This window comes from Halorubrum amylolyticum (assembly GCF_004114995.1).
Classification (GTDB): Archaea; Halobacteriota; Halobacteria; order Halobacteriales; family Haloferacaceae; genus Halorubrum; species Halorubrum amylolyticum.
In genome coordinates this window covers 87,216-112,157 of sequence record NZ_SDJP01000005.1, presented here as the reverse complement: position 1 = coordinate 112,157, position 24,942 = coordinate 87,216, and the positions used below count along the sequence as shown (strand labels likewise).

Genomic DNA, 24,942 nt, shown 5'->3' with positions numbered 1-24,942 from the left:
CTATCGACGGTTGATTGCGTAGGAGTTGTCGGATTCATCCTGCGCCTAAAGGCGCAGGTATTCTCCTTGATTTCGTGTAAACACTCCTAGTGGAAAGCCGCGAACCTCAGTAACTGCCGGATGACGCTCAAGTTCCTGCTGGATGCCCCGAAGCGCTCCGTGGGATGTCTCTCTTGAAATGTATGAGTTCCCGCCTCCCATGCTTAGGCCGATGCTCTGTAGTCACGGTCATACTCCGCGTAGTCCTCGATTGCGTCCTCAACGATAGAGAGCCGGTACAGCATGAGTTCCCAGTCACTCGCTGCCTTTCGGATCTCACTCGTCTCGGCCGCACTCTCTGACTCTGCTGCAAGCTTTCGAAGAGCGTCCGGAGAGTCTACTCCGTACTCCTCGCTCAGTTCCTCGATTTCTACTTGGAGGTCAGCCTTCAGCTCAATAAGGCCATCTCGATCGTGTTCCTCTAACAGCCCACGGAGCGTTTGCAGCCGAACATGGAGTGGATCAGGCGAGTAGAGCGCCGTGCCATCCGACTCACTTTCCAACAGCACGGAGGGTGTCATAGAACTCTTGTCACACCGTGATGATCGTGCTTCCCGGATTGTCTCCGCGTTCGTAGTTGGTGATTGCGACGACGAGACGAAGGCACAGAGCGAGGAACACCTGCGCTCGTGCGTGAACGCGGCCTCGGGCGTGCGTTCGCCCGAGGCCGCAGTCCTTCACTGATTCATTCGTTCGTTCGACTCCAGTACGGCGGTTGTACGTCTCATCCAACGTGGACTGCTTCAGCTGAACGTCCTCGCTGTGTTGTTCGATGCGGTCTTCGACCCTGTATTCGATGTCTTTCGGGTCGTCAGTGTTTCGCGCGTTGTATGGGACGACTGGCACGACCCCTGCGGCCAGCAGGTGATCGTGCCACTCCAGCGTGTCGTAGGCGCTGTCACCGACCATCCAGATCGGCTTGGCGACGGCGAGCGCGTCACGCGTGACGCGCATCGCCGTCTCCTCTGGCGCTTGTTTACTCTCTGTGAACTCCACCGCGATCGGGATTTTTTGCCCGGTCGAGACGATTGTACAGCCGTAGCCGTGGTAGTACTCGTCGTCAGTGGGATCGTAGCACTTTGAGGCGTCTTGATCGGCGGGCATCGCCCTCACGTCAGTTGAATCAATGCAGTAGGTCAAGTCGAGCAGGCCGCGGCGGGCGGCCTGCTCGACGAGGTGGTCGAACACCTTGTTAACGACGTGCTCAAGATCGGTAAGGAAGCGATCGACCGTGTCTCTCGACGGCGGTCGATCGAACCCACAGCTCAGCCAGACAACCGTGTTCCGTAGTTCTCGTTCAACGGGACGAATGCCGTAGATGTCCTTGTAGTAGCAGTGGAGAAAGCCACGCATCAGCTCTGGTGGTTCGTGGTCTCGTGTTCGCCCCGTCTCCGCCGGGGCGAACACGTCAAACTCTTCGAGAAACTCGAAGGAGAGGTGCTCGAACAGCGCTAGCGTCTCGGTCTCCACGACATTGAAGAACGAGTCTACCGAAGGATCATCCTGCAGGGTCGCTGAACTCATCCACCTCAGCATTCACCCTGCTCTTTGGTGTGCTACTCGTTCTATGACACCCTCACAGCACGTTCAATTCTACAAGCCGCTCCAAGTGGTCACGTGCGGTGTTTTCAGCGACGTGAGCTTCCTCTGCAATGTACGAGACGGGTTTCGGTTTCGACACACTCCGGGCGACAGACTGGACCCTATCGAACGCGCTCGTATGTTCTATCCACACTTCAAACCCGTCTGTCGTCTCAGTCATAGTTACTCTAACCCATCTTAGCGCAATAAATCTACATCAAAATCAAATAATTAGTCCAAATGCCAAGTGTCGTTCCTCTCGTTGCTCGAATACAGGTGTGAGCGAGAGGGAACGCGCTTCGTCGCGGTCAACCCGAGAGGGACAACCAAAGAGTGCGCGTCGTGCGGCGTTTCACCCGACAGGCCGTTGTGGGTCCGTGAACACTCCTGTCCCGCCTGCGGGTTTGAAGGGGACAGAGACGCAAACGCGGCGTGCAAGATGTAGGAGTGGGACACTCCGAATCAACGCCTGTGGCGACTGCGCTCCCTACGGACACCGATTCGGTGTCTCCAAAGCGCGCCGTGGAAGCAGGAAGGCCTACCCTCAAGGAGCGAACGGCGTCAGCCGTGAGCGAGTAGGGGAGGGTAGTTGACGTATGGAACACTTCCGCAACGTAGTGGTTCAATCGGGGAGAGGCGGCCACGTTGTCGCCACCGTCTCTTCGATGAGTTGCGTCTCCGCACGACGCAACCGCTCAGAGAGCGATGACGCAGAGATATCCAACTCTATGGCAACTTCTTCCAGTGACGCCCGCCGCGGGATATCGAAATGGCCCATCTCGTACGCTGTGCGAAGCGCCTCCTGCTGATGATTGGTTAGCCCATCACCGGGTGGTTTGGACTCCCGATTACGGGTGAGACGAAACAATCTAAAATCGGCGTTCTGTTGCCAGAACGTCGAGAATGCGCTGAACGCTTCTCGGTCGGCGAACCACCCGGTCTGTCGCCATCCGTCCGGTAATACCTCGATCCGCTCGATGATTGCATCCGCCGTAGCGAGCGCCTCAAGCCCTGCGAGATCGTCTATGTGACCGCCGAGTTGTTCCTCGAAGCTGAGTGCTGGCATTACTTGGTAGCGACGCGTGTCACCGGCCTCTCCAACAAGCGTCCATTCACCGACATCGTAGGCGTCGGAAAGCGCGTTTGTGACCGCTTGGTCAGAACCGTTTGTTATGGTGACTAGAAACAGGGGCCGTTTCCCATGGTTGAACTGTAGTTCGAGGATCAGCGTCGCCTCGGGTACTGTCGCTGCTACCTCAACAAGCGGAAGCACGTCGCAGTAGATCTCGAATTCAGCGACAAGCCTCATACGCGATAGTTGATGCCATTGTTAATGGGGGTGTTGAAGACTCGGTTTCGAGAGCAATGTGGGCAGTACTGTGGTACTTCTTGATGACATGCCTATCCACTTCCACTTATAAATAGCCCAATGGCTGAGAGAACGGCTTAGCCTCGTCGCCTTCGAACACAGCGTTGTATGGTGACGACCCAGTCCGCTGATGGTACTGAAGTAGTGTACGAACGACACGGCGACGGTCAGCCACTGATCCTTCTCCACGGTGGAATGGCTCCCCGAGAATACTGGCATCCAGTCCTACCGTACTTCGACGAGTACGGCATTGTGATCCCACAGCGACCGGGATTTGGTACGTGTCTTGCGGATCTAGCAGAGACCCGCGCCGACGAGGTACTGGACCGTGAGGTGCGGTACGTCCAGACACTCGCCGATACTGTCGACGGCGATCCGATTCTGTTCGGTCACTCCTACGGCGCACTGACGGCAGTCGAAGCTGCGACCGATGTAGCGGTTGAAGCGGTCCTCGCATATGAACCAGCAGTCCTCCCTGATGGCTACCGAAAAGAGGCTGATCTCGCTGACCGGATGGCTACACTCATCGATGAAGGTGAACGTCAGGAGGCCGTGAAACGTTACATCGAGCAGGTCCTCCATCCCGACGGAATTGATAACCTCGATGCGTGGTTGGCTGAGTGGTCGGTCTGGCCGGATTGTGTCAAACTCGCTGACGAGGTCGTCCGGATGAATCGCGCTGTCGAGCAGTACCAGTTACCCAGTACGCTGGATGTCAAAGCGGATGTTCTCGTGATGACCGGAACGAATGGGCCGGAATTCCTTCGTGAGAGCGCTCGTGAGGTCCATGGTGTGCTTCCTCACAGCCGGCTCGTCGAGTTCGACGGAGTCAGTCACAGCGGTCCAAGCGAAGCCCCACAACGGATCACAGCGGAAGTTGGAGCATTCCTCCGTGAGTGACATCCTCCTCGCCGTAAACGGCGGGGTTCTCTTCTCGTTGAAACATAGGCTTCACAGCATTCCTCGGTGACTGGCCGCTTCCAGCGCCGTAGGGTATGCGTCGCTGCCGATGTATCTCTGAGTGTCGACAGCGTATGCTCCACTACCGCTCCACGGTACGGTTTTAATTCGTGTTAGACCGCTGCTGTGTGTATGGACGAACTGACAGCGAACATCTCGTTTGATAGGTTCGCGGATATGCCGGAGTTCTACAGATAAACAAGGCGAGTGCCTCGGGGCTTGACCCCGAGGGTGAAGCCGACAGTGGCCGACCAGCCGCCGGGTTGTCTCTCCCGGCCCACAGGCCCACGCTATCGAAACGTTTACTTCGAGCGAATCAGAATGAGCCTGTATGGGTCAGACTGAGATGGAATGTTATCCGACTGTCCGTGACCGAGGACAGGTCACGATTCCCGAAGATGTGCGCGAACCGCTTGGTATCGAGCCGGGTGACCGAATCAAACTCACTGTTGAACGGCTGGACTAACACAGATGGACGTAACGCTTCGCTGTCGTGCGTATCCCGGCGAGGGAACCGCCAGCGAAGCGTGGCGACACATCGAAATCCACCGACAGATACGGAACCACGCCATCCGCGACTACTACTCCCACGACTACGGGAACCGGCCAACCGCCTACGACCAGCACCGCAAACTCACAGACTGGAAACAGCAGTGGTTGCTTTTTTCCGAAGTGTCGGCACACGCCGCCCAACAGACTGTCTCCGAGATACACAAGAACGTTGAGACGCAGAAAAGTCGGCGGGAAAGCGGCTACAAGACAGGACGGTTGAAGTGGCAGGGGAGCGGCGAACGTCGCTCAGTCGCGTATCAGTCCGAAGGCTTCGACGTGAATCACACCACGGGCCAAGACGGATACGCGACACTCCGACTCTCGAAAATCGGCCACATCCCAATTCGAGCGCACCGAGAGCTTCCCGCGACCGAGAACATCAAGCGCGTCGTGTTGAAGAAGGAACGAACTGGCGACTGGTTCGTGTATCTCGTCACTGAACGCCCGGACGAGGAACTTCCCGAAAAGCCCCAACCCGATACACTCGACCCCACCGATTGTGTGGGTGTAGACCTCGGGATTCTCTCGTACATCCACACCAGCGACGATACGGCAGTGGATATGCTCGACCTGTCGGACGAGTACGACTGTTACGGACGCGAACAGCGGAAACTCGACCGGAAAGAACACGGGTCGAATAACTGGGAAAAACAACGACAGAACGTTGCCCGAGCGAAGCGGCAGATCAAGCGGAAAGTGCTGGACTACCAGCACAAACTCACGACGTGGCTGGTCCGTGAGTACGATTTGGTGGCTGTCGAAGATTTGGATGTGAAGCCGATGTTGGAAACCAGCCAGAACGCCAAGAACAAGCAGGACGCGGCATGGTCACGGTTTCTGGACCTCTTGGAGTACAAAGCCGACCTGCATGGTACTCACGTCGTTCGAGTCGAACCAGCAGGAACAACCAAAGAGTGTTCGGAGTGTGGTGTGGAAACGTCGAAACCGCTGTGGATTCGAGAACACTCCTGTCCAGCGTGCGGTCACACTGAGGATAGGGACCTGAACGCGGCAAAGAACATCCTTTCTCGCGGTCGCAAACAGATAGGAGCGGGACGCTCCGAATCAACGCCTGTGCAGACTGCGCTCCCTACGTTCACTCCCTTGCGAGTGGATGCAAAGCGCGTCGTGGAAGCAGGAAGCCCCGAGGCTTGACCTCGGGGTGGGTTCACATCGGTGCACCTGAGGAATTCGGCGAGTGGATCGGGTACTCCGTCACCGAACTCCTGAACGGCGCGGCCGAAACTGGTACGGGCACCCAGCAATCAGACACCACAGAGGATACGTCGGAGACGGACGACTCAGGTGGGTTCTTTTCTCGGTTGTTCGGAGGCTAAGGAACTTTTCGCTCAGATTCCGAGGCTATCTTTGATTGCCGAGTCAATTTTCACCAGATCTGATGATGGGACAGATCCAATGTTCTTTGCCACACGTTCATTGATGTCGACAACCCGGATTTGACTGAGATCTGCCACAGAATCGTGATCGAGGGCAGTATCCGAAGCCAGTACTTCCACCTCGAACGGGTACGTGTCTCCAGACGTGTACTGCGTTGTGAATGGAGCGATAATCGTCGTCGGTGAATACTGGTTCCCAACATCGTTCTGGATGACAACACAGGGCCGGCTCTTCCCGTGCTGCTCACTCCCTTTCGTGGGATTCAGTTCAACGATGACAATGTCGCCGCGGCGTACCTGCACACGTGACTCCAGAAGTCACTCGCTCCAGCCGGGTGCGTCACCAAGATGCCCGGTTGCTTCTGCGGATGCGTCCTCCATTTCCTCAGCCAACTCACGAGACCGCTCGGCTCTCTTTCGATATCCTTCAGCAAGCCGTTCCTCATCTGTCGGGGGTTTGAGTATGATCTCGTCATTTACTTCGACGAATTCAACTTCATCACCGCCTTCAATGCCACGACGGTCCCGCAGTTCCTTCGGAATCGTCACCTGCCCCCGATCTCCAACTTTCCGTTTGTGTTCGGGCATACACATTCATACTTTTTTCATACTGATATAGATGTCGGTGGCATGGGCGTTCAACGCCCACCCGGACGGGTTCGAGGCGAGTTCATGGATAAGGCCCAACCTCAACGAGCGAACCCCTCAGGGTGGGGTAGTTGACTGCTCGTGTCCAGTGAGTCCACATCCGGATTGACGAAATAATTCAGTATACCATAGATATAAATCGGTGAGTGAAGTAGATTACCGTAGGGAGACCTCCGCATGGACCTCACAGACATCCCCGACGATGCATACGACGGCGAGGAGTCACCACCTAATCTCGATGGACTGGAATCTCCCCAGACGCTGCTCAAGGGTGGGTCAATCCGAGAGCGGCTTCTCGATGTTGTGGTCGGACTTCGCACACCAACCAAGGTATCGACGATCGCAGAGCATGCTGACTGTGACACCGAAACAGCACGAGATTACCTAAACTGGTTTGACGAGATGGGCATGGTCCACCGACACAACGGCCGCCCGGTCCGCTATGACCGAAACGATGCGTACTTCCAGTGGCGGCGCATCGACCGGATCCGCGAGGAATACTCCGAGACGGAGATTGTCGACGCACTTGGTGACGCACTTGAACAGATCGAAGACTACAGAGCACAGTTCGATGCGACGCATCCGGACGAGGTGTCTCTCGTCGACGCCACTCAGAAACAGGATTTGTCCACTGAAGCAGCTTGGGAAGCACTCTCCGAGTGGGAGACGCTCGAACAGCGAGCTGCACTCCTTGACGAAGCACGCCGGAACAATCCAGTCGTTGGGAGCAAGCCCGGTCCGGTCGATGCCTGAGGACGCGGCTCATCCATCCGATCGCGGTCCGATCGATACGGAAATCCTTGATCGGATTGCCGCATACCTTGCTCGTAGTGATCGGTTCGACGACATCCAGACACGACCGGAATACGCACCGAACGCAGTCGTCGCTGACTACGAGCTGGGATACTTTCCAAGCGGCGTCACCCGTGCATATCTACGGATACGGTGGTTCGAGACTGACGATTTTAGCATCCACTATTCAGAACAATACCAGACCGGCAACAAGTGGGCGTGTCGATGGGACCGACATCCGAATGACCACAACGCTCGCGAGCATTTCCATCAACCCCCAGCTGCGTCGACTCCCGGAGAGGATGCCGACCATCCCGACGACTGGCGGGACGTACTCACAACTGTGCTCACCACTCTTGACGACCGGATCAAAGCCTTCTGGGATGTCTAAACCCGCCACTACACTAGTTGGCGAATCCGACGCTCAAGCACGCCCGACGGAAGCTGCCCGTGAATCGACGTGCGGACACACCCAAACGTCTCGATAGTGGTGTGAACCGTCGACGTCGGCGCAAGCTGGTGCTGGAGAACATGTTCGTATGCAGCGATCTGGAGTTCATATCGTGGTTGCGTTGCATCGAGTGAGTCAGTCAGTGCGATCTTGAGATCGGCCACCTGCCACTCGCCCCCACCCAGATCGAGGAGGATATCGGCCTCGCCATGTACTTCGACTTCAACGTCACCAGCAGTCACAAGCCCGCTGAGATCGTGGTCGACGTAGACAGCCTCCGCCGCGTGGATCTGCGTCCACAAATCGGACGCGAGGAAGTCCGAAACAACCGCCGTGTGGAAGAAGGTGACCAGGCCGGCGCGTTCAGAATCCGGCACCATGTCGATCGATTGTGGCGTCACTTGGTCCATCGCGTCCCGAAGCGCGGTACGGACCGGCTCGCTCCACGCGTCGATCTCGGAAGCCGGCACGTCCATCTCGATGAGGGCGACCACTGCCTCGTGGAGACAGGTCCCGACTGCCTCTGGCCCAAGCGTCTCGAACGTGATCGGGAGCTCGTCGCCCACGTCGTCGGTCTCGGTGTGAATCGGTTCGTCGAGGAGGTGGGCAGTCACGGTCGCGTCGACGTCGTCAGTCAGCGGATAGGCCGTACTCGGGTTGAGAAAGCGTGGGACCCACGGCTCCAGCTGGTCGCGGCGGGGAGCGGCTGTCGCGGCCATCGATCGTGGGGGCTCGTGTGTCTCGCGTGTCGCATAGCCGTCGACGTCGTTGACCCCGATCGTGAGTGCGCTCGCGTCGGCGTCGACACCGCCTCCCTCGTCGATCGTATACGTGGCCGTCTGTTCGGGCGAAAACGCAAGGGCGTCATAGATCGTATCGAGCCAGCGGTCACGGGGTTGTGATGTTCCGGGAATCGTGTGCGGAAGCGGGATAATGAGGTGATCACGCGCCCGAGAGAGTGCCACATACAGTAGTCGCCAGGCTTCCCCTCGCATGCTGGCTGCGACTGACTGGAGGTGATCGGGCCCGAAGAGTCGATGGCCGGTTCCTGCACGCTCGTCGAGCCAGTGTTCGGTCGCCCACCGCAACCCACTGTCGCGTGGTGCAACACCTTCCCTGTCTGGACCAGTCCCGCTCGGGGTGTAGAGTCCGCCGTCGAAGGGTGGCAGTGCGATCTCGGGTGCCGTCTCGACGGTCGTCGGCGGGGCCAACGCCGCAACATCGCCGTGGGTGATGAACCGCTGGGAGTATGGCCCGTGGTTCCAGAGTTTGAATCCGGGGGTTGCAAGCACGATGACCCCGTCTTGATCGCCTTTCATCCGGTGGACCGTGCTGAAGACGACATCGGCGTCATCGGTCACACTCGGGATGTCTGGTCCGTTTTGTGGCGCTGCCCGAAACGGGGCAAGAAGGTCGACGAGTTCGGCCGGTGTATACTGCGTGTCAGCTTCCCAGTCGGCGACGGTGCTGGTGAGCGCGTCGAGTGCGGCCACCCGCTGCTCTGGTGAGGGACCTGTGACATGGTCGCCGGGGTCGGCCCGGAGTGCGAGCTGTTCGATGATGTCTTCGAGATACACCGATGCGGGGACGCGGTGAAATCGCCCCAACTGGCCGCGAAGATCCCGCAGGCCACAGAGTATCTGTCGGGTGTCTGCGTCAAGGTCGTCGGCCGCACAGATGGCGTCGAGGTCGTAGTCGGCACGCTCAAACCGATCGTGTGATGCACCAAATTCGAACGCCGAGTCGGTCAACAATGCGCGTGTCTGCTCCGGATCGGTCGGCGCGGTGAGCCAGTCACAGACAGCAAGCACCGCTTTGACGGCGTCACACGCAAAGAGTCTCGAACTGGCGTTGTGGACGGTTAGTCCCTCGGCCTCGAAGGCGTCTTTGTACGCCGCCATATGCCTTCGATTGCGAAAGACGACCGTCACCGACTGTGGCGATCCGGTCTCGTCGGTGAGGGTGCCATCAGCGAGTCCGCGGGCCAGATACGTCGCTAGGATGTTTGCCTCACCGCCGCGGCCGTCGGGGGCGACCCACTGGGCAGAGTTGGGGGCTGCCAAGCCTGTGAACGCGGCGACGTGGACACTCGGGTCGTCGGTGGAAGCTCGGTCTGCATCGAGGCCGGGGTAGGCCGTTTCGAAGTCGCTGAGTCCTCCGCGCGTTGGGTCGTCGAAGACGGGTCCGATGATGGTGTTGATGCCGGCGGCGATGTCTGGTGTTCCTCGGTACGTTGTGGCGGCTGTGACCGTCTCGTGGGTGTCCCAGTCGATACCGAGATACTGGCCCTCACTACAGGCGTTCGCGAACACCGATGGGTCGGCGTGTCGCCAGCGGTAGATGCTTTGGAGCGTGTCACCGCAGGCAAGCACGCGCATCGACGGGGTCACGAGGTGTGATACCGCCGCGTGCTGGATGGTGGAGATATCCTGGGCTTCGTCGATGATCACACTGTCGAGCCGCGCGTGGTACCGCTGTCGAAGGGCTGTATGGCGGTCGGTCGTCGGGGTGTCGCCATCGACTGGCCAGTTGCCATCGAACACGCTTGCCACGTAGCAGGCGACATCGGTGTGCGACACAGCGCCGTACTCGCGGATCCGGTCTCGGTACTCCTCGCGGTATGCTTCAAGGACCTCACAAAACGTTGTCAGCGTCGCGTCCCAGGCGTCATACAGCCGCTGGTCAGCTGCAACGAGTTCGGTCCACTCGTCGGCCGTGCGTTTGGCGTCGGTGGTGGCCGCGACGCTCTCGTCGGTGTAGTCGGCGATTGTTTCGAGGATGTCTGCGCGACTGGTGGGTCGTCCCTCGGGATACACCGCGTCCTGTGTTGTGCGGAGTTTTGTTTCGAATGCCCCTGTCGTGAGACGCTGATCGCGGCAGTATCGCACGGCGTCGGCAAGCATCTCTGCAGGGCCGTCGGACCAGTCGTCAGCTGGATAGGCCGCTTCCAGTTTGGTGATCGCGGCGGCGTAGGTGGGATCTGTCGCGATGGCGTCGTAACACCCTGTGTGCACCTTCGATAGCAACGCCTCGTTGCCGACCGTCGGCGTCTCCTCGAACCCGAGATCGCCAGCGAGGTCGCTGAACACCCCTCGCAGAATGCCGTCGACGGTACCAATATACGGTGCCTGGCGCACCCGCGACACGAGATACTCCACATCCGTCTCGGAGAGTGCCGTGGCGTCGGGAATGAGCTCGTGGGCCACGATCTCGCGGATATGCTCACAGACATCGGGGACGATCGCGGCCGCCTCGTCGGTGTTGAACGACATCACGGCAACGGACTGTGCAGGCGTTTGGTCGCCGGCGACGTACCGTCGGATGATGGCTTCAGCAGCGACTCGATGGACGGTCATCGATTTGCCAGCACCGGCGACACAGTTCATCGTATACAGGCCTGCCTCGGCGTCGACGAACTGGTCTCTGATCGTCGCCTGTGCGTTCCGTAGTTCGCGTGGATCGTCGTCGTCGTTACTCATTACTGATTGGTGGGTGTCGTCGCCGCACTTGTGGTGAGGAGATCGGCGATCGGCTCAGGGAGATGCTGTTCGGTGCTTACCAATCGGGTCCGAGCTTGCTTGGAGACCGTCTTCATCTCTCGTGACGCGAGAAACGGCGAGGGGTGGACCTCGGTGCCGTCGGCGGTCTGGGTGTACCGCGTCACAATCACGCCGTCTGTAGCGGCACGCATCGCGTCGGCGAAGTGATCACGATCGCGGCCGTCTCCCCACGCCGTTCTGGGGGCGACGGTGGCGGTCGTGCCAGCCCCAGAGAGGACGGCTTCCTGCAGTTCGGGGGGAACGACGCTGTCTGTCTGTGTCGGCCAGTCCGCTGCTGTCACGCCGACCGCGATGACGAACGGGACCGATAGCGCCCACACGTCGTTTGCCTCCATGATGTCGAGCGCCCGTGCGTTCGAGTGCTCGCGCCGGCCCGGACGTTGTGTCGCGAGGAGCTCACACAACTCCTGTACAGCTGCCCATGATTGTGAGACGGTCCCGTCAGCAAGCCACTCTTGGTATTTGTGTGTGACTTGCTCGACGAGCGTTGTGACTCTGCGTGTCGCTCGCGCCGCTGTCTCTGTCTCGATGAGTGCCGGTGCATCCGACTGCTGTCGGGCGGGCACGCTTGTCTCGCGGTATGCGTCGATCGCTGTTGTGAGTACGTCGCTGATTGTTCTGGGAGTCGGGTCCCGATCAGCATGCGTCTGTATCCAGTCAGAGTACGTTGTGAGTCGCTCGTCGGTGGTGTGGGTCCGCACTGTCTCGGCCCAGTCGGCGATCGAGTGGTGCCCGGACGGGAGGTCGTCGACGCGTGATTGGATCGTTGCGTGGTCGATGGGCCACGATTCGGAGGCCATCGGTGGGGCCCAGCGTTGTGTAAGGGGTGCGACTAGGGTCTCTTCGGAGACGTCGTCATCGGCAAAGAGTCGACAGAGCGCCTCGATCAGTGCGTACGGTTCCGTTCGTGTCACACGCAGCTGTGTCCATAAGACCGGTGTCAGTCCATACTGGATGGCGGCGCGGGTGAGCGGCTGTTCGTACGGATCGAGGTCACGGGCCACCACGACGATGTCGCGGACGTCGACGCCCTCATCGCGTAGCCCGCGGATCGTCGCCATCACGGCGCGTGCTTCACCACGGCGTGTCGGTGCGGTGAGTTCGACGATGGGACACGACGGCGGTTCTCGGTCAGCTGTGAGCGATGTGGGGTGCGTGTGAGTCACAGATCACCCTCCTGGCCTGGCGACGCAACGGCAAGGAGATCCGGCAGTCGCTCAGAGAGATACTCGCCGGTTCCAGGCCGGAGGTGGATCTCGATATCCACGTCTGTCGCCGTACAGAGCCCATGCAGGAAGTCGGCGTGTGGTGCCGAGATGCTGCTGACACCGACGAGCGAGACGCGTTCGATGTCGGCGTAGCAGGCAGTCCACGTGTCACCATCCGATCGATCGAGGTGTCGTGTTGCCCGTCGCACGAGGGCCGTCTTCGAGACCGCTTTGGCTGTCCGACCGCGAAGCCACGTTTCGACGGCGAGGCCGCCGTCAATCAGTGTGGTCGCATCGTCCGCGATCGGGTGTGCAAAGTCATCGGTGATGTCCCGGAGCGCCTCGATCCGCGTTGGGTGAAAGTTCGTCATCGACTCGATCTCTGAACGGACCTGTTCGAGGTGCTGTGGACCGGTGTCTCGGCGGGCAGCAAGTAGGGGGCGGAGCCCCGGAGGCTGATCAGCGGGATCCGCCGGAATCGACTGGAGAATCGCAAGGCGATCAACGCGGTCGAGACTCGTTGGTGTTAGCGAGGCGGCTTCGAGGAGGTCTTCTGCGACCGTTTCTGGATCGACGAACGCAAACGCATTGTGGGGGCGTGCCGCGTCTCGAAGCCGCCGCTGTAGGTTTCGGTGGTGTAACTCGGTCGGCGCGAGGACCAGCTCCGTCGGCGTCGCCGTTCGCTCGGCGCGGTCGAGGAGGCGCTCTTCCTCGCCACTATAGACCGACACCTGCGAACTCACGTCGCTTGCAGTCGTGTCGAGGCGGTGTGTAGACATCAGAGCGATTCGGATTTGGGGTACAGCGAGCTTGTAATAAGTCCCTTGGCACGGAGCGAAAGTGGACCGCCACAGGCTGTGTGTGCGTTCACCGTTCGTCCCCCTGTTTGCCTGGGAGTTCCTGGTTTCGTTTCGTAACCAACTCGTCTATTGATGCCAGCATCTCCGCTGAGACCGTTTCTGGATCGGCAACGGGGATGGCCAACCGTGAATGCGATGCGCGGAAGACTAGTTCCTCGGAGAAGTGGTTAAGATAGCCGAGTCCGAGCCGATTGGCCATTGCCTGCATCAGATCTTGGAATTGCTTAAAATTCGGCCCCCCATGTGAACCGAGGCGGCGACGGTTCTCAACCACTGGATCAAAGACCCAGTAATCGAGTGGCTCCCCATCAAACTCCAGTTCTCGGTAGCGCAGTAGCTGTGCAATGCCATCTGCATAACTTCGGCCCGAGTATCCGTGCAATGTTTTGATTTCGATCCCAATGCGGCCGATGGCTGGATGCTCAACGAGGAGATCGATCCGGCCAGAGCCATCGTCAGAGAATCGTTCTGTTGCTGTCGTCCAGCCACCAGCCTCGAAGTGTTCGATGAGTCCCGCTGTAACGTCTTCTTCGATATGGCTGTCAATGTCTTCCATTAGCGATCACCGCCTCGAATCGTCGCGGAGTACTGCGTCTGGTCGGGTGTCTGTTCGGTTCGGACTGCGTGTGTTGGAGTGTACATTGTCTGTTGGAGTGTCGGCGTCGCGTCTGGTCGCCAGAGCCACCAGCTAGAGGTTACTCGTTCAGCTGTCGGGTGGAGACCGGTGTGTCTGCATAGTCGGTTCAGCCAGGCGTGTGGCTGGCGTGTGTTCACCGGAACGGGTTGCGATGCGCTGTAGGCGGTGCGTGCTGGTGGTCGTGACACGGCCGTGCCGTATCCACTCCACCACACCGGAGTGGGCAGTGGTTCGGCCTGCCCCTCCGGCGTCACTGTTGGCGTTACCGTCCATTTCTGGCGTGAACTGGCCGGAACAGACTGCACTCGGCATAGGTTTGCAATCGTCTCGATGTGCCGGTCGTAGCTACTCCCGGAGATCCCCGCCCGGTTAATCAGTTCACTCCGACCGCACGGCTCAGCTGTTCGGAGGAGCGTCGCGTACAGCTTGGTCGCCGTCGGCGGGAGATCTGGGCGGAACCGATCGGCCGGAAGCTGTGCTGCAGCCCGTTCAACCGCGTCGCTATCGGGGCCGTCACCTGTGTGTGTGATGGCCCGCAGAAGACTCTCTGCGGCGTCGTACGGCGACGCCCGGGCTGGTGACTCCGACGGGCCGAACGACCGGAGACAGCGCCGGACGAGCCGCCGGCGGGTGCTGGTAGCCCACTCAGTGTCGGTGGCACCTGCAATGTCGTCGACGACATCGCGGATGGCGCTGTAGGTGGTTCCATCACGGACCGCGATCGCGAGCTCCGGTGCGGCTTCAGTCCCGTCGGCGATCGGCTCGCGAACCGCATCGCTGGTTGCATCCAACACTTCCGTGAGTGTCGGCTGTAACGCGGTCATCGTCGGACCCGCAAGCACCCACGAAGCGGTCATATCCACCGTGGCACCTTCCTCAACCTCGTACGGAAGGCGTCGCTTCAGCTTCGACGGACGCGTTTCAAACAGCATCCGATACCCCGAGTGAACCCCGTAGACGGTCTGTTTCGGCACCGTGTGCCGGAGGAACGCACAGAAGTCGTGCCGTCGATTGTCGTCGGCGGCGAGCGACGCCGTATCCGGGACCCGGAGTGTGATCGTGAGATCGATGCCCGCAGCGTGGTACAGATGGGTGGCCGTCGCAACCAGCCCGTGGAGATCCTCGAACAGCGATCCACGGGCGACTGTGTCGCTACTTCCAACGAGGCGGGCGAGCCGAGCGAGGTGTCCGTCGCGAACGGTTGTGACACGCTGTCGCCAGATGTCGTACTGTTCCTCGCTTTCGCTGAACCAGCCGACTTGGTGACCCCGACGGAGCGTTCGACCCGGATCGTGATCCGTGACACCGTCGTGGATCGACGCGAACTCACGACCAACTCGGGATGGCGTGAGGATCTTACTCAGCGCTTTGTCGCTGAGTAAGGCAGCCGCGAGACGTCCCAACGTGGCGAGGGGTCCACCCCACTGGGCAACAACAACCGCCCCGTTGCTGTGGTGGCTCAGGTACGTGACCCGGCCGTCGTCGAACGGTGTGAGGTCGTCGTCGACGAGTGTGACTCCGTCGCCGCGGGCTGCGGCGGCAAATCGCCGGTGGATCGACTGGGCATCGAGGGATCCATCCGGTGGCTGTAGCCATTGGACGTAGTCGGCCTCGCCGTCTGGGTCACCGGTCGTCGCGACCCACTCATCGATTGCGGTGGGTGTGTCCTCTCCATGGCCCTCCCGGCGGGGGGACACTGTACTTGTAGACTCGTGAGTGGTCTCGGTAAGACCTGTATCGAGTCGGCGCTGATTTGGATGCACAAGCTCGTTGTCAGCGTCGAGAAACTGGCTGACCGCCGTTTCGCCACGGTCGGAGAGTCGAACCGTGTTGTGCTGACCGCGACGGTCGACGGTGACGAGGCCACGATCTTCGAGATCGAGGACATACCGGCTGACGGTTCCCGCCTCGATGTCGATTGCGTGATCGTGTTCGAGATCCCGGTAGCGACGGCCATGGGTGGCAGTGAGGTTGCCGAGGAGTCGCCGTTTCCCCGGCGTTGTGGTGAGGCCATCGAGTGCCGTCCACGCCGGGTGTGCGTCTGTGGGCGCTTCCTGGTTGCGACTGCGGGGGCCACCACGACGGGACCGATCCCGGTCGTCAGTAAGATCGAGGTGGATCGCACTCCACCGTGGGTAGCGACGCGTCAGCTCACGCTGGAGTGCCGGCGACGCGACGACGCGCACGTCGAAGCCGTCGCCGAGGACGGCGATCGCCGCGAGCGCGCGAACGCCCGTCCGGCGATCGGTGAGATCCGTCCACGCCTTTCCGTCGAGTAGCAGGGTGAGCGGCTGCGGGTCGTTGTCGAGGTCGCGGTGGAGCGCGACCGGCCCCTTCGCGAGTGCGCCAAGGTCACCGTTGACCGGGCCACGACCGGTGCCCACAGACTCGACAGTGTCGGTGAGGTCGGCGTAGCGCTCTCGATGGTACGCCGACAACGCATCGGGGTCGACGTCGACGTACGTGAGCGCAAGCGCCGCGATCGCGCGTGTGTAGGCGACGGCCTCGGCGGTGTCGTCACCCCACGTGTCCGTGGTGGTGGTCCACTCTGGGTGTATCGCAGAGAGGATCGCCGAGCTTGCCCGAAACGGGTCGTCGCTGGTAGCGTGCTGGCGGACAGTCTGTTGGCTTCGTGGCCGGAGGGCAGTGAGTAGCTCCGGGACCCACTCAGTCAGTCGTGGTGAGACTGCTGGACAGACGATCCCGTCAGTGGATATGTCGGAGTCGCTGGTGATGAGCCGGACCCCTCGCTCAGCGGCCGCGGATTGACGTGTCGTCACCAGTGATCACCGCAGTGTGTGGTGCGTCACTCGCAGTGACCTGCAGCTGGTGCGGCGAGTCGCCATCACTCGTGGCCCCCGTCTGGTCGTCCGCCATCAGACCGGGCGTGATCCCGGATCGCCGTTAGGAACGGCGTTGGCTCCCGCTGTCTCGTGTGCTCGGGCTCCCGTTCGGTGGGCGTGTCCGGATGGACGTGTGTGTCAGTTGTCGTCGTCGGGCTGGTGACGACGATAGTCGGATCGAGGAGGACGTACGACGTCGATTGCGTTTGGGCGTCTGCACACGTCCCCATGTGTCCCGTGACGACGTGTTCGCGAACGCCACGCGTGAAGACGGTCGGATGCGTGTGGCGATCGGCTTCGCACATGAGGTAGCCAATCTCGTAGGCAGGTTCGCCTGCCGCCCGGTAGGCGTACGCGGTGACATCGTCGCCCTCGTGGAAGGACCGGCCACAGACTTGGCACGCGAGGTACTCAGTGTCGAGGGGGATGCGCGCGAGTTGGTGGCTGTCTGTGGGTAGTGGGTGGCCGTTGGTCATTGGTTCTGCCCCTCCGCAGTGGTGTCGCTACGGTGGCCACCTTGCCACGCCTGGCGAGCGGACAGCGCGCGGCGGGCGGTTTCGGTGAGGGTGTACTCGATGGTGTGCAGATCGTGTGCCTGCTTGGTGACGAGACCACGGTCGACGAGGTCGTCGAGTGTCTCACAGAAACAGCCGTGTTCGATCGGCGTGGTGTAGTAGCCGTTGAGCGCCTCCTTCAACGGGAGACTCTCGCTCGTGCCTCGCTGAGAGAGTACCCAGAGGAGGTCGCGGTGGCGTGCTGAGAGATCGGCGAACAGGTGGGTGGTGTCGCTCTCGGAACGGGTGTTATTCATTCTGGCCCTCCACGGTGTTCTCGTAGAAATCGCTGAACGCGGTCGCACACGTGCGACAGAGTGGGCCGTCGAAGGTAGCGTCGTAGCCGTCCGCCGACGCCTCACATAGTCTGCAGCCGTGGTTGGTGTTCTCGTACAGTTCCTCGGTCGTCGCGCAGGGCTTAAGCCCCGCAGTTGCCTTTATTGGCATGGTTCTGTGGTTCAGCACAGAACCCGACCCGGTTGGGCGCTTAGGACGCCGCGACCGGGGTCCTACATTTTCTCACATTGCCGAGAGTTTCTCACTCGGGCTCCGTGAGCATTACTCTATGCTGAAAGCATTTATAGTTGCTGGACAGTCTATTTAATGCTTTCATCAATATGAGTTGCTATTCGGTCATAATACAGCGGAGGGCAACTGGATATCTTTCATGAGACATTCTGGAGACTGGATGACCCTTGTCGATGATAGGGTCCTTGAGTATCTATCTGAACATGAGTCCGGTTCTCCGGCTGAAATGAAGCGCGAAGGCCCGATCAACTACTCACGACAGTACATCGATAAACGCTGTAAACGGTTAACTGAGGAAGGTCTAGCCAAACATTTCGGTAACGGGATATACGTCATCACTGACGATGGAGAAGCCTATCTCGACGGTCGCCTCGACACCCAAGAATGGCGCTACATCGATGACGATGCCGGCGATGTGACCGCTACCGACAGCGGTGACGTTCCCGGAGAGTCCAACGGGGGCGCAACCTGAATGCGGTCTTTACCCTCTTGGATGGTCCAACTCGACGATCGCATCCTCGAACAGCTCGCCGAAGAGGGTGACGCCGACGCCTGGGAGATCGGCTTCGATCTCACCGGCACCGTCAGCCCCGGTCGCGTCACCGAGCGCTGTAAGGTGTTGCTCGACGCCGAACTCGTCGATCGCTACGAGCAAGAGATCGTTGAGGGGCGGTTCGAGACCTACTGGACGATCACGACATGGGGCCGGCTCTATCTGAATGAGGATTCCGACCCCGGACTCGACGTTCCCGAGCCCGGTCCCCGGCCGCCTCACGCCACTAGGCCGGGTTGGTGGGCGGGGTTTTGATAAAGCGTGAGCCTGGACACCTCAGCAGTTGCTTTTCGAATTCTTGAGATAGTCTCGATACTGCTACCGCTCGTTTTGGTTCTTCTTCAAGTGTCTATTCAGTACTACAGAGACGAGAGCGTGGAAACGAGGCCAGTTGAGCAGGGAGTTATTTTTATTTCGATTGGCCTCGCCGGTGTGGTATTGGTTTCTGCTGGTTTTAGTGCCATTGATATACTGACGCAACAGGATTACGCTACGTTGATTACAGACACTCTAACACTCGTTCAGAGCGCTCTTTTTCTTCTCATCTTACCACTTTCATTCATCGTACTCGGGGCGATTACCGATATAGCTAGAGAGACCGATTTCACCGCTATTCGCTTATCGAGGAACCCCAATCAAAAAGGCTCACATACAGAGCAAGTATCAAACACCCCCAGTACAGATGATGAAACGAAGGAAAGCGAGGAATCAGAACATGAGCAGTAACTCTCCTAGGTTTGTCGATATTCTTGGACTCGGATTGATCCTCTACATATTCTATTATTTCCTTACGCAGGTAGCCCCTCTTCTCGCGGAAACTAGCTTCGGCCGACAGTTCCTCAATAGCCTCCAAACAATCGGGCTTGCTTTGGCTGTGATGATTGTCACGTATGTCATCGTGACAATCTACGCGAACAGCCAATAAGGATCCAATAGAAGTAGTTCAGCCTCGGTTCACTCGGAACGCTCACAGCGCCGCCGCACGCGCTATGAAATTCCAATCAGTTCGCAACTGTGCGAATCGTCTGAGGTACACCTTAGCTTAGTTCGACTCATGTCGGTATACATTTTCGTTTTGAGTTCGATCGATACAAAAGCCGAAGAATAATCCAGCCGACTACTGTATAGTACGACAAGAATGAATGAAGCCAAGCTACAAGAGTGCTCTCCGACTGTCACGAGGACACTAGAGAACTTGGAGGAATTCTACTCAGAGACTGAGGAATATCGCGTCCGACATGCGCCAGCTTTCTGGATATTAGATCGTTTTGATAGCGATAAAGCAGAAATTTTCCTGAATCAGTTCGGAGAAGATCTGGACGCGAATTTCGCTGATTATCTTCTAGTTGAGCTCAGCAATATCCTCACACCGCTCTACAGGCTCTATATTGAAAATCAGAAGCCGAAGTCTTGTACTGAACACATTGAATTGATTCATAATGTACAAAAGAAAAAACAACAATTCTCAGGACATATTGCTAATGAACATCCAAGACAATTCCGTTCACTTGTACACATCGATCCAGATTCTGAGGCAACACAGAGAGCCTGTAATCATTTCTTAGAGAACTACAACGCGGATGAGGATTATAATAAACAGGATATCAATAGCATTCCGGGTATTCTTGGGCTTATGGAACTTAATTATCAAAAGTATGAGAATATAACCCGAACATGGTTACAATATATTGAAGATCTAATAGTTGACGACCACACAACCATTGTAAATAATCGCGTGATTCTAGCAGGAGAGCTTTTAGAAGCCTCAATACAGCATCGTAAATACTCACTTCCTCAAAGTGTTGCTACTTCTATTGAATCCCGACTTGTTGACTACTGTGCTAACTTCAATCAAACTGTAGAAGAATCTGATTTTGATGACCTAACAAGTGAGGACTATTACACGAAAGAAGAACGCTCCTACGGAGCGGTAATGACACCTTCATATGTCGTGAATTCACTGACTGCGATCGGCCACGGATACAGTGTCTCTGGTTTCGAACGTGAATGGGAAAACCGTCTCTCGGAGAAAGAACAGGAACGAACTAGATCTAAATTCGTCTCCACGTTGCCTGCGATGGAAATGTGGGGTCGTAAACGAGAGATCCAGCAGAAAGCAGAGTCGATGATTAATTCCTCAGAGGAGGAACTCCGCATTTCTTCACTTCGAATTGACATGCTCCATGAGGATCTAATTGACATCGTAGAATCCGACACAGATGTCGAAGTGAAAATACTCACTAACACGGGTTCATCGCGGGGGGAACGACGAAAGATGGCGAATGCCGTAATGAACGAGCTGGCTCGTCGGACCAAAGGCAACGTGCATGAACACCAGTTGGTACATGCCCGGATGGTTATCGCGGACGATCGGGAGCTATTGGTTTCATCCGCCGATCTCACGCGAGATCAGCTCGCAGACGAATTTAATAGCGGCATCTATACGAAAGATCCCGACGCGGTAGAACAAGCTATTGAGGCCTTCGATGAAATGTGGAGTAGCGGTGATAAGTTGAATCCCCGAAATAGCTAGCTGCTATTATAGAAGTTTCAGAGGACACGAATTTGGCTCAGTCACCAACCGTCCCCTTGACGATCTCGATCTCCTCGTCGGTCACTCGTACCGTTCGTAGACGCTCTCGTCAATAAGCCGGTCCGTCTGCTCGATCTTCACATCGAACTCCTCGGCGCGCTCCTTCGTCTCTAGGTAGTTCTCCAAATCGTCGGCCACGTCGTCGACAGCCGGCAATGCGCTCGTCTTCAACTGATCGACGAGCGAGTCCTCAGTCGTCGGATACTTCGGTAGGGTTCGGACACGTACGAGCGTGCAGAGACCTACTGGTCGGTCACGGCGTGGGATCACGGCTACGTCGATGTCGATCTCGTTCGGCCGCTTCCGGCGCTTCGACGGAGCTACGCTACGCGGCCAGACTGGTGGGCCGGGTTTGGATAAGAGATCCCGCGAATACCGATATGTGAGTGGTAAGTAGTTGGATGTTGAAGATGCTTCCTCTACGTCTGTCAAACGTAAAAAAGAGATTATGCTGGAACTATGTAGAGTATTTGTGATCACCACCGCTGCCAACAATTCCTAGAGCTTCTTTCCCTCTGCTAAGCTTTTCCTCGGTCTTGGTTAGTTCAGATTCTCCCATCCGAATGCATTCATATCTCGCATCTCGGCTGATGTCTTCTAAGAACCGATAAATCTTGTATGCTGTTCGATCTATACCATTACATCTTTCAATATTATCTTTCCTTTCTTTATGTGTATTTGATGAATAATTATAGGACTCAAGAATCTCTTCAATATAATGAACGTAGCTATAGAACCGTATAGTCACGATCCAGTTCCGGTTTTCTGGTTCAGATGAATCGAGAGAATCCGCAAGCTCTTCGTTCTCTCTTGCTCCCGAAATGTGGGAGAAATCGCTCATTTAGTGCTGTATATCCTCATGCTTTTTTCACTCACACTCGGGCCTGTTTCACTGTCAACTGTCACACGGAAGTTGACACTAGTCATTGGGAATCTGCTTTTTACTGTGAGTTCTATCTCATAAAGATCGTCCATAGTGTCGTAGTCCCGTTCATTTAGGACGGTCCATATCTTGAGTTCAGACTCATGAACCTGATCAAGATATACTTCAGTTACTGAAGGAATGCCTACGATTTTTGCCAGGTAGAACAGAGGCTCTGGTGGGATTCTTTCAACATTGAGGGTGTCGTCATGGTCTTCTAGCTCTCCAAGCTCCCAAAGGAGAACATCCTCATATGGAAGATCTAGCTCACTCCCGCTCTGCTGGACTATGCCTGAAACTTGGCTCTCTTCGCTATGTATAACTTCTTTACCACGTGATGGCCCTGCCGTGTCTCCCCAGCCAGGAGTGTCTTGTTCTATTTCCATGTTATAACACCTCTTCTATGAGCGTTTTAGTCTGCTCCAGCCTTCCGCCAACAAACGAATCATCAACACTGTCTTCGATTTCTTCGTCTAATTCATATGTTGATGTCGCCGTGGTATTTGATTCACGGTCCTGAATTATATGATCTACTCCATCATGATCTAGTCGCATCCCTGTGACTCTGAACTCTGTTGATTCCTTAATCGGGAGTTCCAATTCTACGAACTCTCTAGAACTCTGATAAAACACCGTTATTTCGTCAGCGGTAACTGATTCAATTTCCTCTAGTATCTTATTTAATATCGATTCAGCGTGCTCACAGTTGTCCCCAGAGACAGTCAGTCGAACGCTCAGTTCATTATCAGCGTCAACAGCCAATCGGAGTCGTGTTGGGATATCTTCATGATAAAACTGAATCGAGATCCCCTCGTCTCCTTCTGAATCTAACTCGGTATCCTGGTCGGTAAAGACATCTCCAAAATCCACATCCCGAAGTTTAATTAGCGTTTCCAGTGCGTCGTCAGTAGATTCAAATCCACCATACGCAAGGATAGAAGCCCAGACATCCGGCTCATCTTCGATCTGTTCATCGCTCATAGTTTCCTCGTTGTGTATACGAAATCGTCCATTGTGCCTACAAGTTGCGTCTGCGGTAATAAAATCTGGTACATCGTACCCAAGTCGAAAGGTAGACGACAATTTTCACCTTCCCGAAGGTTACTCGCCGACAGCCTTCTCAACGATCTCGATCTCTTCGTCGGTCAGCCCGTACAGCTCATACACGATCTCGTCGATAAGCTGGTCCGTCTGCTCGATCTTCGCGTCGAACTGCTCGGCGCGCTCCTTCGTCTCCAGGTAGTTCTCCAGGTCGTCGGCCACGTCATCGACGTCGGGCAACTCGATCGCCTTCAGCCGGTCGATCAGCGAGTTCGTTTTCGTCGCCGTCTCGCGGAAGTTCGCGAAGCCGCCCGCCTCGTCGACGGCGACCGGCACGAAGTGATCGATCAGGTCCGCCTCCCGTTCGGTGAGATCCGTGATCCGGAACGCCGGCAGGTACTCCGTCTCCGTGTAGCCCCACTGATCCGTCTCGTGTGCGTCTTCCTCGTCGGGCTTGTAGCGAGCTGTGGCTTCTACGAGGACCGTGTTGGTGGACTCCCGACCGGTCCGAGCAGAGCCGACCCGAAGTTTCTCACGCGATTCGGCCGTTTCCCCGAGGATAGTAGTCGAATTACCAACCGGCTGAATGAGGCCGCTATCCGTCAGCGATACCTCCGTTTCTGTGGTACCAAAGTGCCCCAAGATATCGAGCGACAACTGCACCCTCCGGTCGTTGTAATCACGAATGGTGGTTAACAGCGCACCCAGGAGATCCCTAGCAGACACGGGATTTGTAAGATCCGCCTCTACCAATTTCGACTCTATGTCAGAGAGATCCGGCTGCTCTTCTATCTCGATATTACTCTCTTCGCCGTCTTCTGGGAGCTTTTGGATGGGAATCTGCCGCACTTGCTCGGGATACACGCTTGAGTAGCTCCCTTGGAGTGTTCCAGTCGCCAGGAACGTTGCGAAGTAGTAGCTGATCAGCTTTGAGTTCAGGAGCGTTCCAAGGAATTTGATTGTGTACTCGTCTAATGTCTCTAGAATCTCGTAACCCTGTGGACTGCGGTGGTTCAGTATCTCTTCGTCCCAGTGAACTACCTGGAGAATATTGTGATTTGTATAGAAGCCCGAGTCGTCGTAACAACTTTTAACACTACTTCCAGCGCCGCTGATACCTGAGACCATCACCTTCTCACTCTCAAACAACTCCTCGAATTTTGGCCGGTGGAAGTGTTCCTTGTACTCGTCATACATCATGTAATCGCCGTTCCATTCTATTCTGTGGCGGCCGATCTCTGATCCAGAAACGTACTTGACATGGCCCTCACCGGCTTCTTGCGTCAATACGTCATCCTTTCCGAAATCACGCGGGCTGTCTTCAGCACTATGCGCAACGACTCCGGGATTCACACAGCATACCTCTCGCAAACGGACGCCTCCCGATTCCATTCTATTCTTAATGTTCAGATCTAACGGCGAGATATCCAGGCGGAGTGAGTTATTCGAGAATTCTAAGAATTCCCGGGGATCTAGCGAATGCTCCACAGAGAACTCTGAGTCACGGTATTGGACAATATCGCACTCTTGATTTCTGCTCTCCGGGGAGAGGATATACACCATACACTGTCGATCAACCTCTGGGAAGACTTTCTGCTCACCAAACCCAATTAGCTTCGTCAGAGTGTGTTCCTCGATGAGTTTCTCACGAAGTACGGAACCGTACTTTTCGGTGCCCAACGTGGACGGCGTGATGAAAGAGTGATATCCGTCGAGTCGAGTGAGGCTGATTGATTTCGCGATGAAAAGGACGAACAGGTCCCAATGACCAGTTGTCACCTCTGGGTACAGTCTTTCAAGTTGCTCTGGAAGGTCTTCGTCCGTTTCAGTAATCTCCCAGTTTGATACCCAAGG

At 57.1% G+C, this 24,942-nt stretch carries 29 protein-coding genes and 1 pseudogene; 11 read left to right on the top strand and 19 right to left on the bottom strand.

Translation table 11 applies throughout. The features are described from left to right. Positions 1 to 203: 203 nt before the first annotated feature. From ESO89_RS06805 to ESO89_RS06795, 3 genes are read right to left on the bottom strand one after another with little or no spacing between them, the layout of a single operon-like run. Positions 204 to 560: a DUF7342 family protein gene (locus ESO89_RS06805; RefSeq protein ID WP_128904812.1), complete on the bottom strand. Its 357-nt coding sequence runs from the start codon at positions 558 to 560 to the stop codon at positions 204 to 206. A 10-nt stretch (positions 561 to 570) separates the two neighbouring features. Then, positions 571 to 1,563, bottom strand: a complete 993-nt coding sequence (locus ESO89_RS06800) for a transposase (protein WP_128904811.1) — start codon at positions 1,561 to 1,563, stop codon at positions 571 to 573. 52 nt (positions 1,564 to 1,615) lie between these two features. Further along, a complete protein-coding gene (locus ESO89_RS06795) occupies positions 1,616 to 1,801 on the bottom strand; it encodes a DUF7342 family protein (protein ID WP_206731737.1) in 186 nt (61 codons plus the stop codon). A gap of 69 nt (positions 1,802 to 1,870) precedes the next feature. On the opposite strand from ESO89_RS06795, the pseudogene ESO89_RS06790 reads away from it, so the two are divergent. After that, positions 1,871 to 2,199, top strand: a pseudogene (locus ESO89_RS06790) (zinc ribbon domain-containing protein); the annotation flags it as partial. A 43-nt stretch (positions 2,200 to 2,242) separates the two neighbouring features. Here the strand turns inward: ESO89_RS06790 and ESO89_RS06785 are convergent. Then, entirely contained in the window at positions 2,243 to 2,929 is a 687-nt protein-coding gene (locus ESO89_RS06785; RefSeq protein WP_128904810.1) for a helix-turn-helix domain-containing protein, read from the bottom strand. Positions 2,930 to 3,097: 168 nt separating this feature from the next. On the opposite strand from ESO89_RS06785, the gene ESO89_RS06780 reads away from it, so the two are divergent. From ESO89_RS06780 to ESO89_RS06770, 3 genes are all read left to right on the top strand, one after another. Further along, on the top strand, positions 3,098 to 3,889 hold the full coding sequence (locus ESO89_RS06780; protein WP_128904809.1) for an alpha/beta fold hydrolase: 792 nt from the start codon (positions 3,098 to 3,100) through the stop codon (positions 3,887 to 3,889). Between the two features lie 391 nt (positions 3,890 to 4,280). Next, positions 4,281 to 4,415 (top strand): AbrB/MazE/SpoVT family DNA-binding domain-containing protein, encoded by a 135-nt coding sequence (locus ESO89_RS06775; RefSeq protein ID WP_004059453.1) that lies wholly within the window; start codon positions 4,281 to 4,283, stop codon positions 4,413 to 4,415. 5 nt (positions 4,416 to 4,420) lie between these two features. After that, entirely contained in the window at positions 4,421 to 5,656 is a 1,236-nt protein-coding gene (locus ESO89_RS06770; RefSeq protein ID WP_128904808.1) for an RNA-guided endonuclease InsQ/TnpB family protein, read from the top strand. A 194-nt stretch (positions 5,657 to 5,850) separates the two neighbouring features. On the opposite strand, the gene ESO89_RS06760 is transcribed toward ESO89_RS06770, so the two are convergent. Both ESO89_RS06760 and ESO89_RS06755 read right to left on the bottom strand, forming a co-directional pair. Continuing rightward, a complete protein-coding gene (locus ESO89_RS06760; protein ID WP_128904806.1) occupies positions 5,851 to 6,201 on the bottom strand; it encodes a type II toxin-antitoxin system PemK/MazF family toxin in 351 nt (116 codons plus the stop codon). Positions 6,202 to 6,216: 15 nt separating this feature from the next. Further along, entirely contained in the window at positions 6,217 to 6,486 is a 270-nt protein-coding gene (locus tag ESO89_RS06755; RefSeq protein WP_128904805.1) for an AbrB/MazE/SpoVT family DNA-binding domain-containing protein, read from the bottom strand. Between the two features lie 237 nt (positions 6,487 to 6,723). On the opposite strand from ESO89_RS06755, the gene ESO89_RS06750 reads away from it, so the two are divergent. Next, complete coding sequence (locus ESO89_RS06750; RefSeq protein ID WP_128904804.1) at positions 6,724 to 7,299, top strand: DUF7342 family protein; 576 nt, start codon at positions 6,724 to 6,726, stop codon at positions 7,297 to 7,299. Beyond that, positions 7,292 to 7,729, top strand: coding sequence for a hypothetical protein (locus tag ESO89_RS06745; RefSeq protein ID WP_128904803.1), 438 nt, complete (start codon positions 7,292 to 7,294; stop codon positions 7,727 to 7,729). The genes ESO89_RS06750 and ESO89_RS06745 overlap by 8 nt, the downstream gene beginning before the upstream one ends. A gap of 8 nt (positions 7,730 to 7,737) precedes the next feature. On the opposite strand, the gene ESO89_RS06740 is transcribed toward ESO89_RS06745, so the two are convergent. The 5 genes from ESO89_RS06740 to ESO89_RS19270 all read right to left on the bottom strand — a co-directional run bounded on the left by ESO89_RS06740 (position 7,738) and on the right by ESO89_RS19270 (position 15,751). Next, positions 7,738 to 11,268, bottom strand: a complete 3,531-nt coding sequence (locus ESO89_RS06740) for a UvrD-helicase domain-containing protein (protein ID WP_128904802.1) — start codon at positions 11,266 to 11,268, stop codon at positions 7,738 to 7,740. Next, on the bottom strand, positions 11,268 to 12,410 hold the full coding sequence (locus tag ESO89_RS06735) for a PD-(D/E)XK nuclease family protein (protein WP_128904801.1): 1,143 nt from the start codon (positions 12,408 to 12,410) through the stop codon (positions 11,268 to 11,270). The genes ESO89_RS06740 and ESO89_RS06735 overlap by 1 nt, the downstream gene beginning before the upstream one ends. 101 nt (positions 12,411 to 12,511) lie before the next feature. Next, positions 12,512 to 13,300, bottom strand: a complete 789-nt coding sequence (locus ESO89_RS18940; RefSeq protein ID WP_241686144.1) for a hypothetical protein — start codon at positions 13,298 to 13,300, stop codon at positions 12,512 to 12,514. 124 nt (positions 13,301 to 13,424) lie between these two features. Further along, entirely contained in the window at positions 13,425 to 13,973 is a 549-nt protein-coding gene (locus ESO89_RS06725; RefSeq protein WP_128904800.1) for a hypothetical protein, read from the bottom strand. Beyond that, on the bottom strand, positions 13,973 to 15,751 hold the full coding sequence (locus tag ESO89_RS19270; protein ID WP_128904799.1) for a plasmid replication protein repH: 1,779 nt from the start codon (positions 15,749 to 15,751) through the stop codon (positions 13,973 to 13,975). Before ESO89_RS19270 ends, ESO89_RS06725 begins: the two co-directional genes overlap by 1 nt. Before the next feature lie 60 nt (positions 15,752 to 15,811). Between ESO89_RS19270 and ESO89_RS19265 the strand changes: the two genes are divergently transcribed. Beyond that, complete coding sequence (locus ESO89_RS19265) at positions 15,812 to 16,333, top strand: hypothetical protein (RefSeq protein ID WP_128904798.1); 522 nt, start codon at positions 15,812 to 15,814, stop codon at positions 16,331 to 16,333. 566 nt (positions 16,334 to 16,899) lie between these two features. On the opposite strand, the gene ESO89_RS06710 is transcribed toward ESO89_RS19265, so the two are convergent. From ESO89_RS06710 to ESO89_RS06700, 3 genes are read right to left on the bottom strand one after another with little or no spacing between them, the layout of a single operon-like run. Further along, positions 16,900 to 17,373 (bottom strand): hypothetical protein, encoded by a 474-nt coding sequence (locus tag ESO89_RS06710; RefSeq protein WP_128904797.1) that lies wholly within the window; start codon positions 17,371 to 17,373, stop codon positions 16,900 to 16,902. Then, a complete protein-coding gene (locus tag ESO89_RS06705; RefSeq protein WP_128904796.1) occupies positions 17,370 to 17,708 on the bottom strand; it encodes a PadR family transcriptional regulator in 339 nt (112 codons plus the stop codon). Before ESO89_RS06705 ends, ESO89_RS06710 begins: the two co-directional genes overlap by 4 nt. Continuing rightward, positions 17,701 to 17,916 (bottom strand): hypothetical protein, encoded by a 216-nt coding sequence (locus ESO89_RS06700; protein WP_128904795.1) that lies wholly within the window; start codon positions 17,914 to 17,916, stop codon positions 17,701 to 17,703. The genes ESO89_RS06705 and ESO89_RS06700 overlap by 8 nt, the downstream gene beginning before the upstream one ends. 202 nt (positions 17,917 to 18,118) lie before the next feature. Between ESO89_RS06700 and ESO89_RS06695 the strand changes: the two genes are divergently transcribed. The 4 genes from ESO89_RS06695 to ESO89_RS06680 all read left to right on the top strand — a co-directional run bounded on the left by ESO89_RS06695 (position 18,119) and on the right by ESO89_RS06680 (position 21,065). Then, complete coding sequence (locus tag ESO89_RS06695) at positions 18,119 to 18,451, top strand: phage repressor protein (protein WP_128904794.1); 333 nt, start codon at positions 18,119 to 18,121, stop codon at positions 18,449 to 18,451. 21 nt (positions 18,452 to 18,472) lie between these two features. Then, positions 18,473 to 18,787: a repressor phrH2 gene (locus ESO89_RS06690; protein WP_241686142.1), complete on the top strand. Its 315-nt coding sequence runs from the start codon at positions 18,473 to 18,475 to the stop codon at positions 18,785 to 18,787. A gap of 6 nt (positions 18,788 to 18,793) precedes the next feature. Then, positions 18,794 to 19,258: a hypothetical protein gene (locus tag ESO89_RS06685; protein WP_128904792.1), complete on the top strand. Its 465-nt coding sequence runs from the start codon at positions 18,794 to 18,796 to the stop codon at positions 19,256 to 19,258. Between the two features lie 469 nt (positions 19,259 to 19,727). Continuing rightward, positions 19,728 to 21,065, top strand: a complete 1,338-nt coding sequence (locus ESO89_RS06680) for a phospholipase D-like domain-containing protein (RefSeq protein ID WP_164932758.1) — start codon at positions 19,728 to 19,730, stop codon at positions 21,063 to 21,065. 81 nt (positions 21,066 to 21,146) lie between these two features. On the opposite strand, the gene ESO89_RS18930 is transcribed toward ESO89_RS06680, so the two are convergent. From ESO89_RS18930 to ESO89_RS06650, 5 genes are all read right to left on the bottom strand, one after another. Then, entirely contained in the window at positions 21,147 to 21,557 is a 411-nt protein-coding gene (locus tag ESO89_RS18930; protein WP_241686141.1) for a hypothetical protein, read from the bottom strand. Positions 21,558 to 21,582: 25 nt separating this feature from the next. Next, positions 21,583 to 21,966, bottom strand: coding sequence for a hypothetical protein (locus ESO89_RS06665; protein WP_128904790.1), 384 nt, complete (start codon positions 21,964 to 21,966; stop codon positions 21,583 to 21,585). Then, positions 21,963 to 22,433, bottom strand: a complete 471-nt coding sequence (locus tag ESO89_RS06660) for a hypothetical protein (protein ID WP_128904789.1) — start codon at positions 22,431 to 22,433, stop codon at positions 21,963 to 21,965. Before ESO89_RS06660 ends, ESO89_RS06665 begins: the two co-directional genes overlap by 4 nt. Position 22,434: 1 nt before the next feature. After that, positions 22,435 to 23,028 carry a hypothetical protein gene (locus ESO89_RS06655; RefSeq protein ID WP_128904788.1) on the bottom strand — a complete coding sequence of 198 codons (594 nt, stop codon included), beginning with the start codon at positions 23,026 to 23,028 and terminating at the stop codon, positions 22,435 to 22,437. Between the two features lie 120 nt (positions 23,029 to 23,148). Next, the coding region (locus ESO89_RS06650) for a TaqI-like C-terminal specificity domain-containing protein (protein WP_206731736.1) at positions 23,149 to 24,942 on the bottom strand (1,794 nt) is incomplete at its 5' end.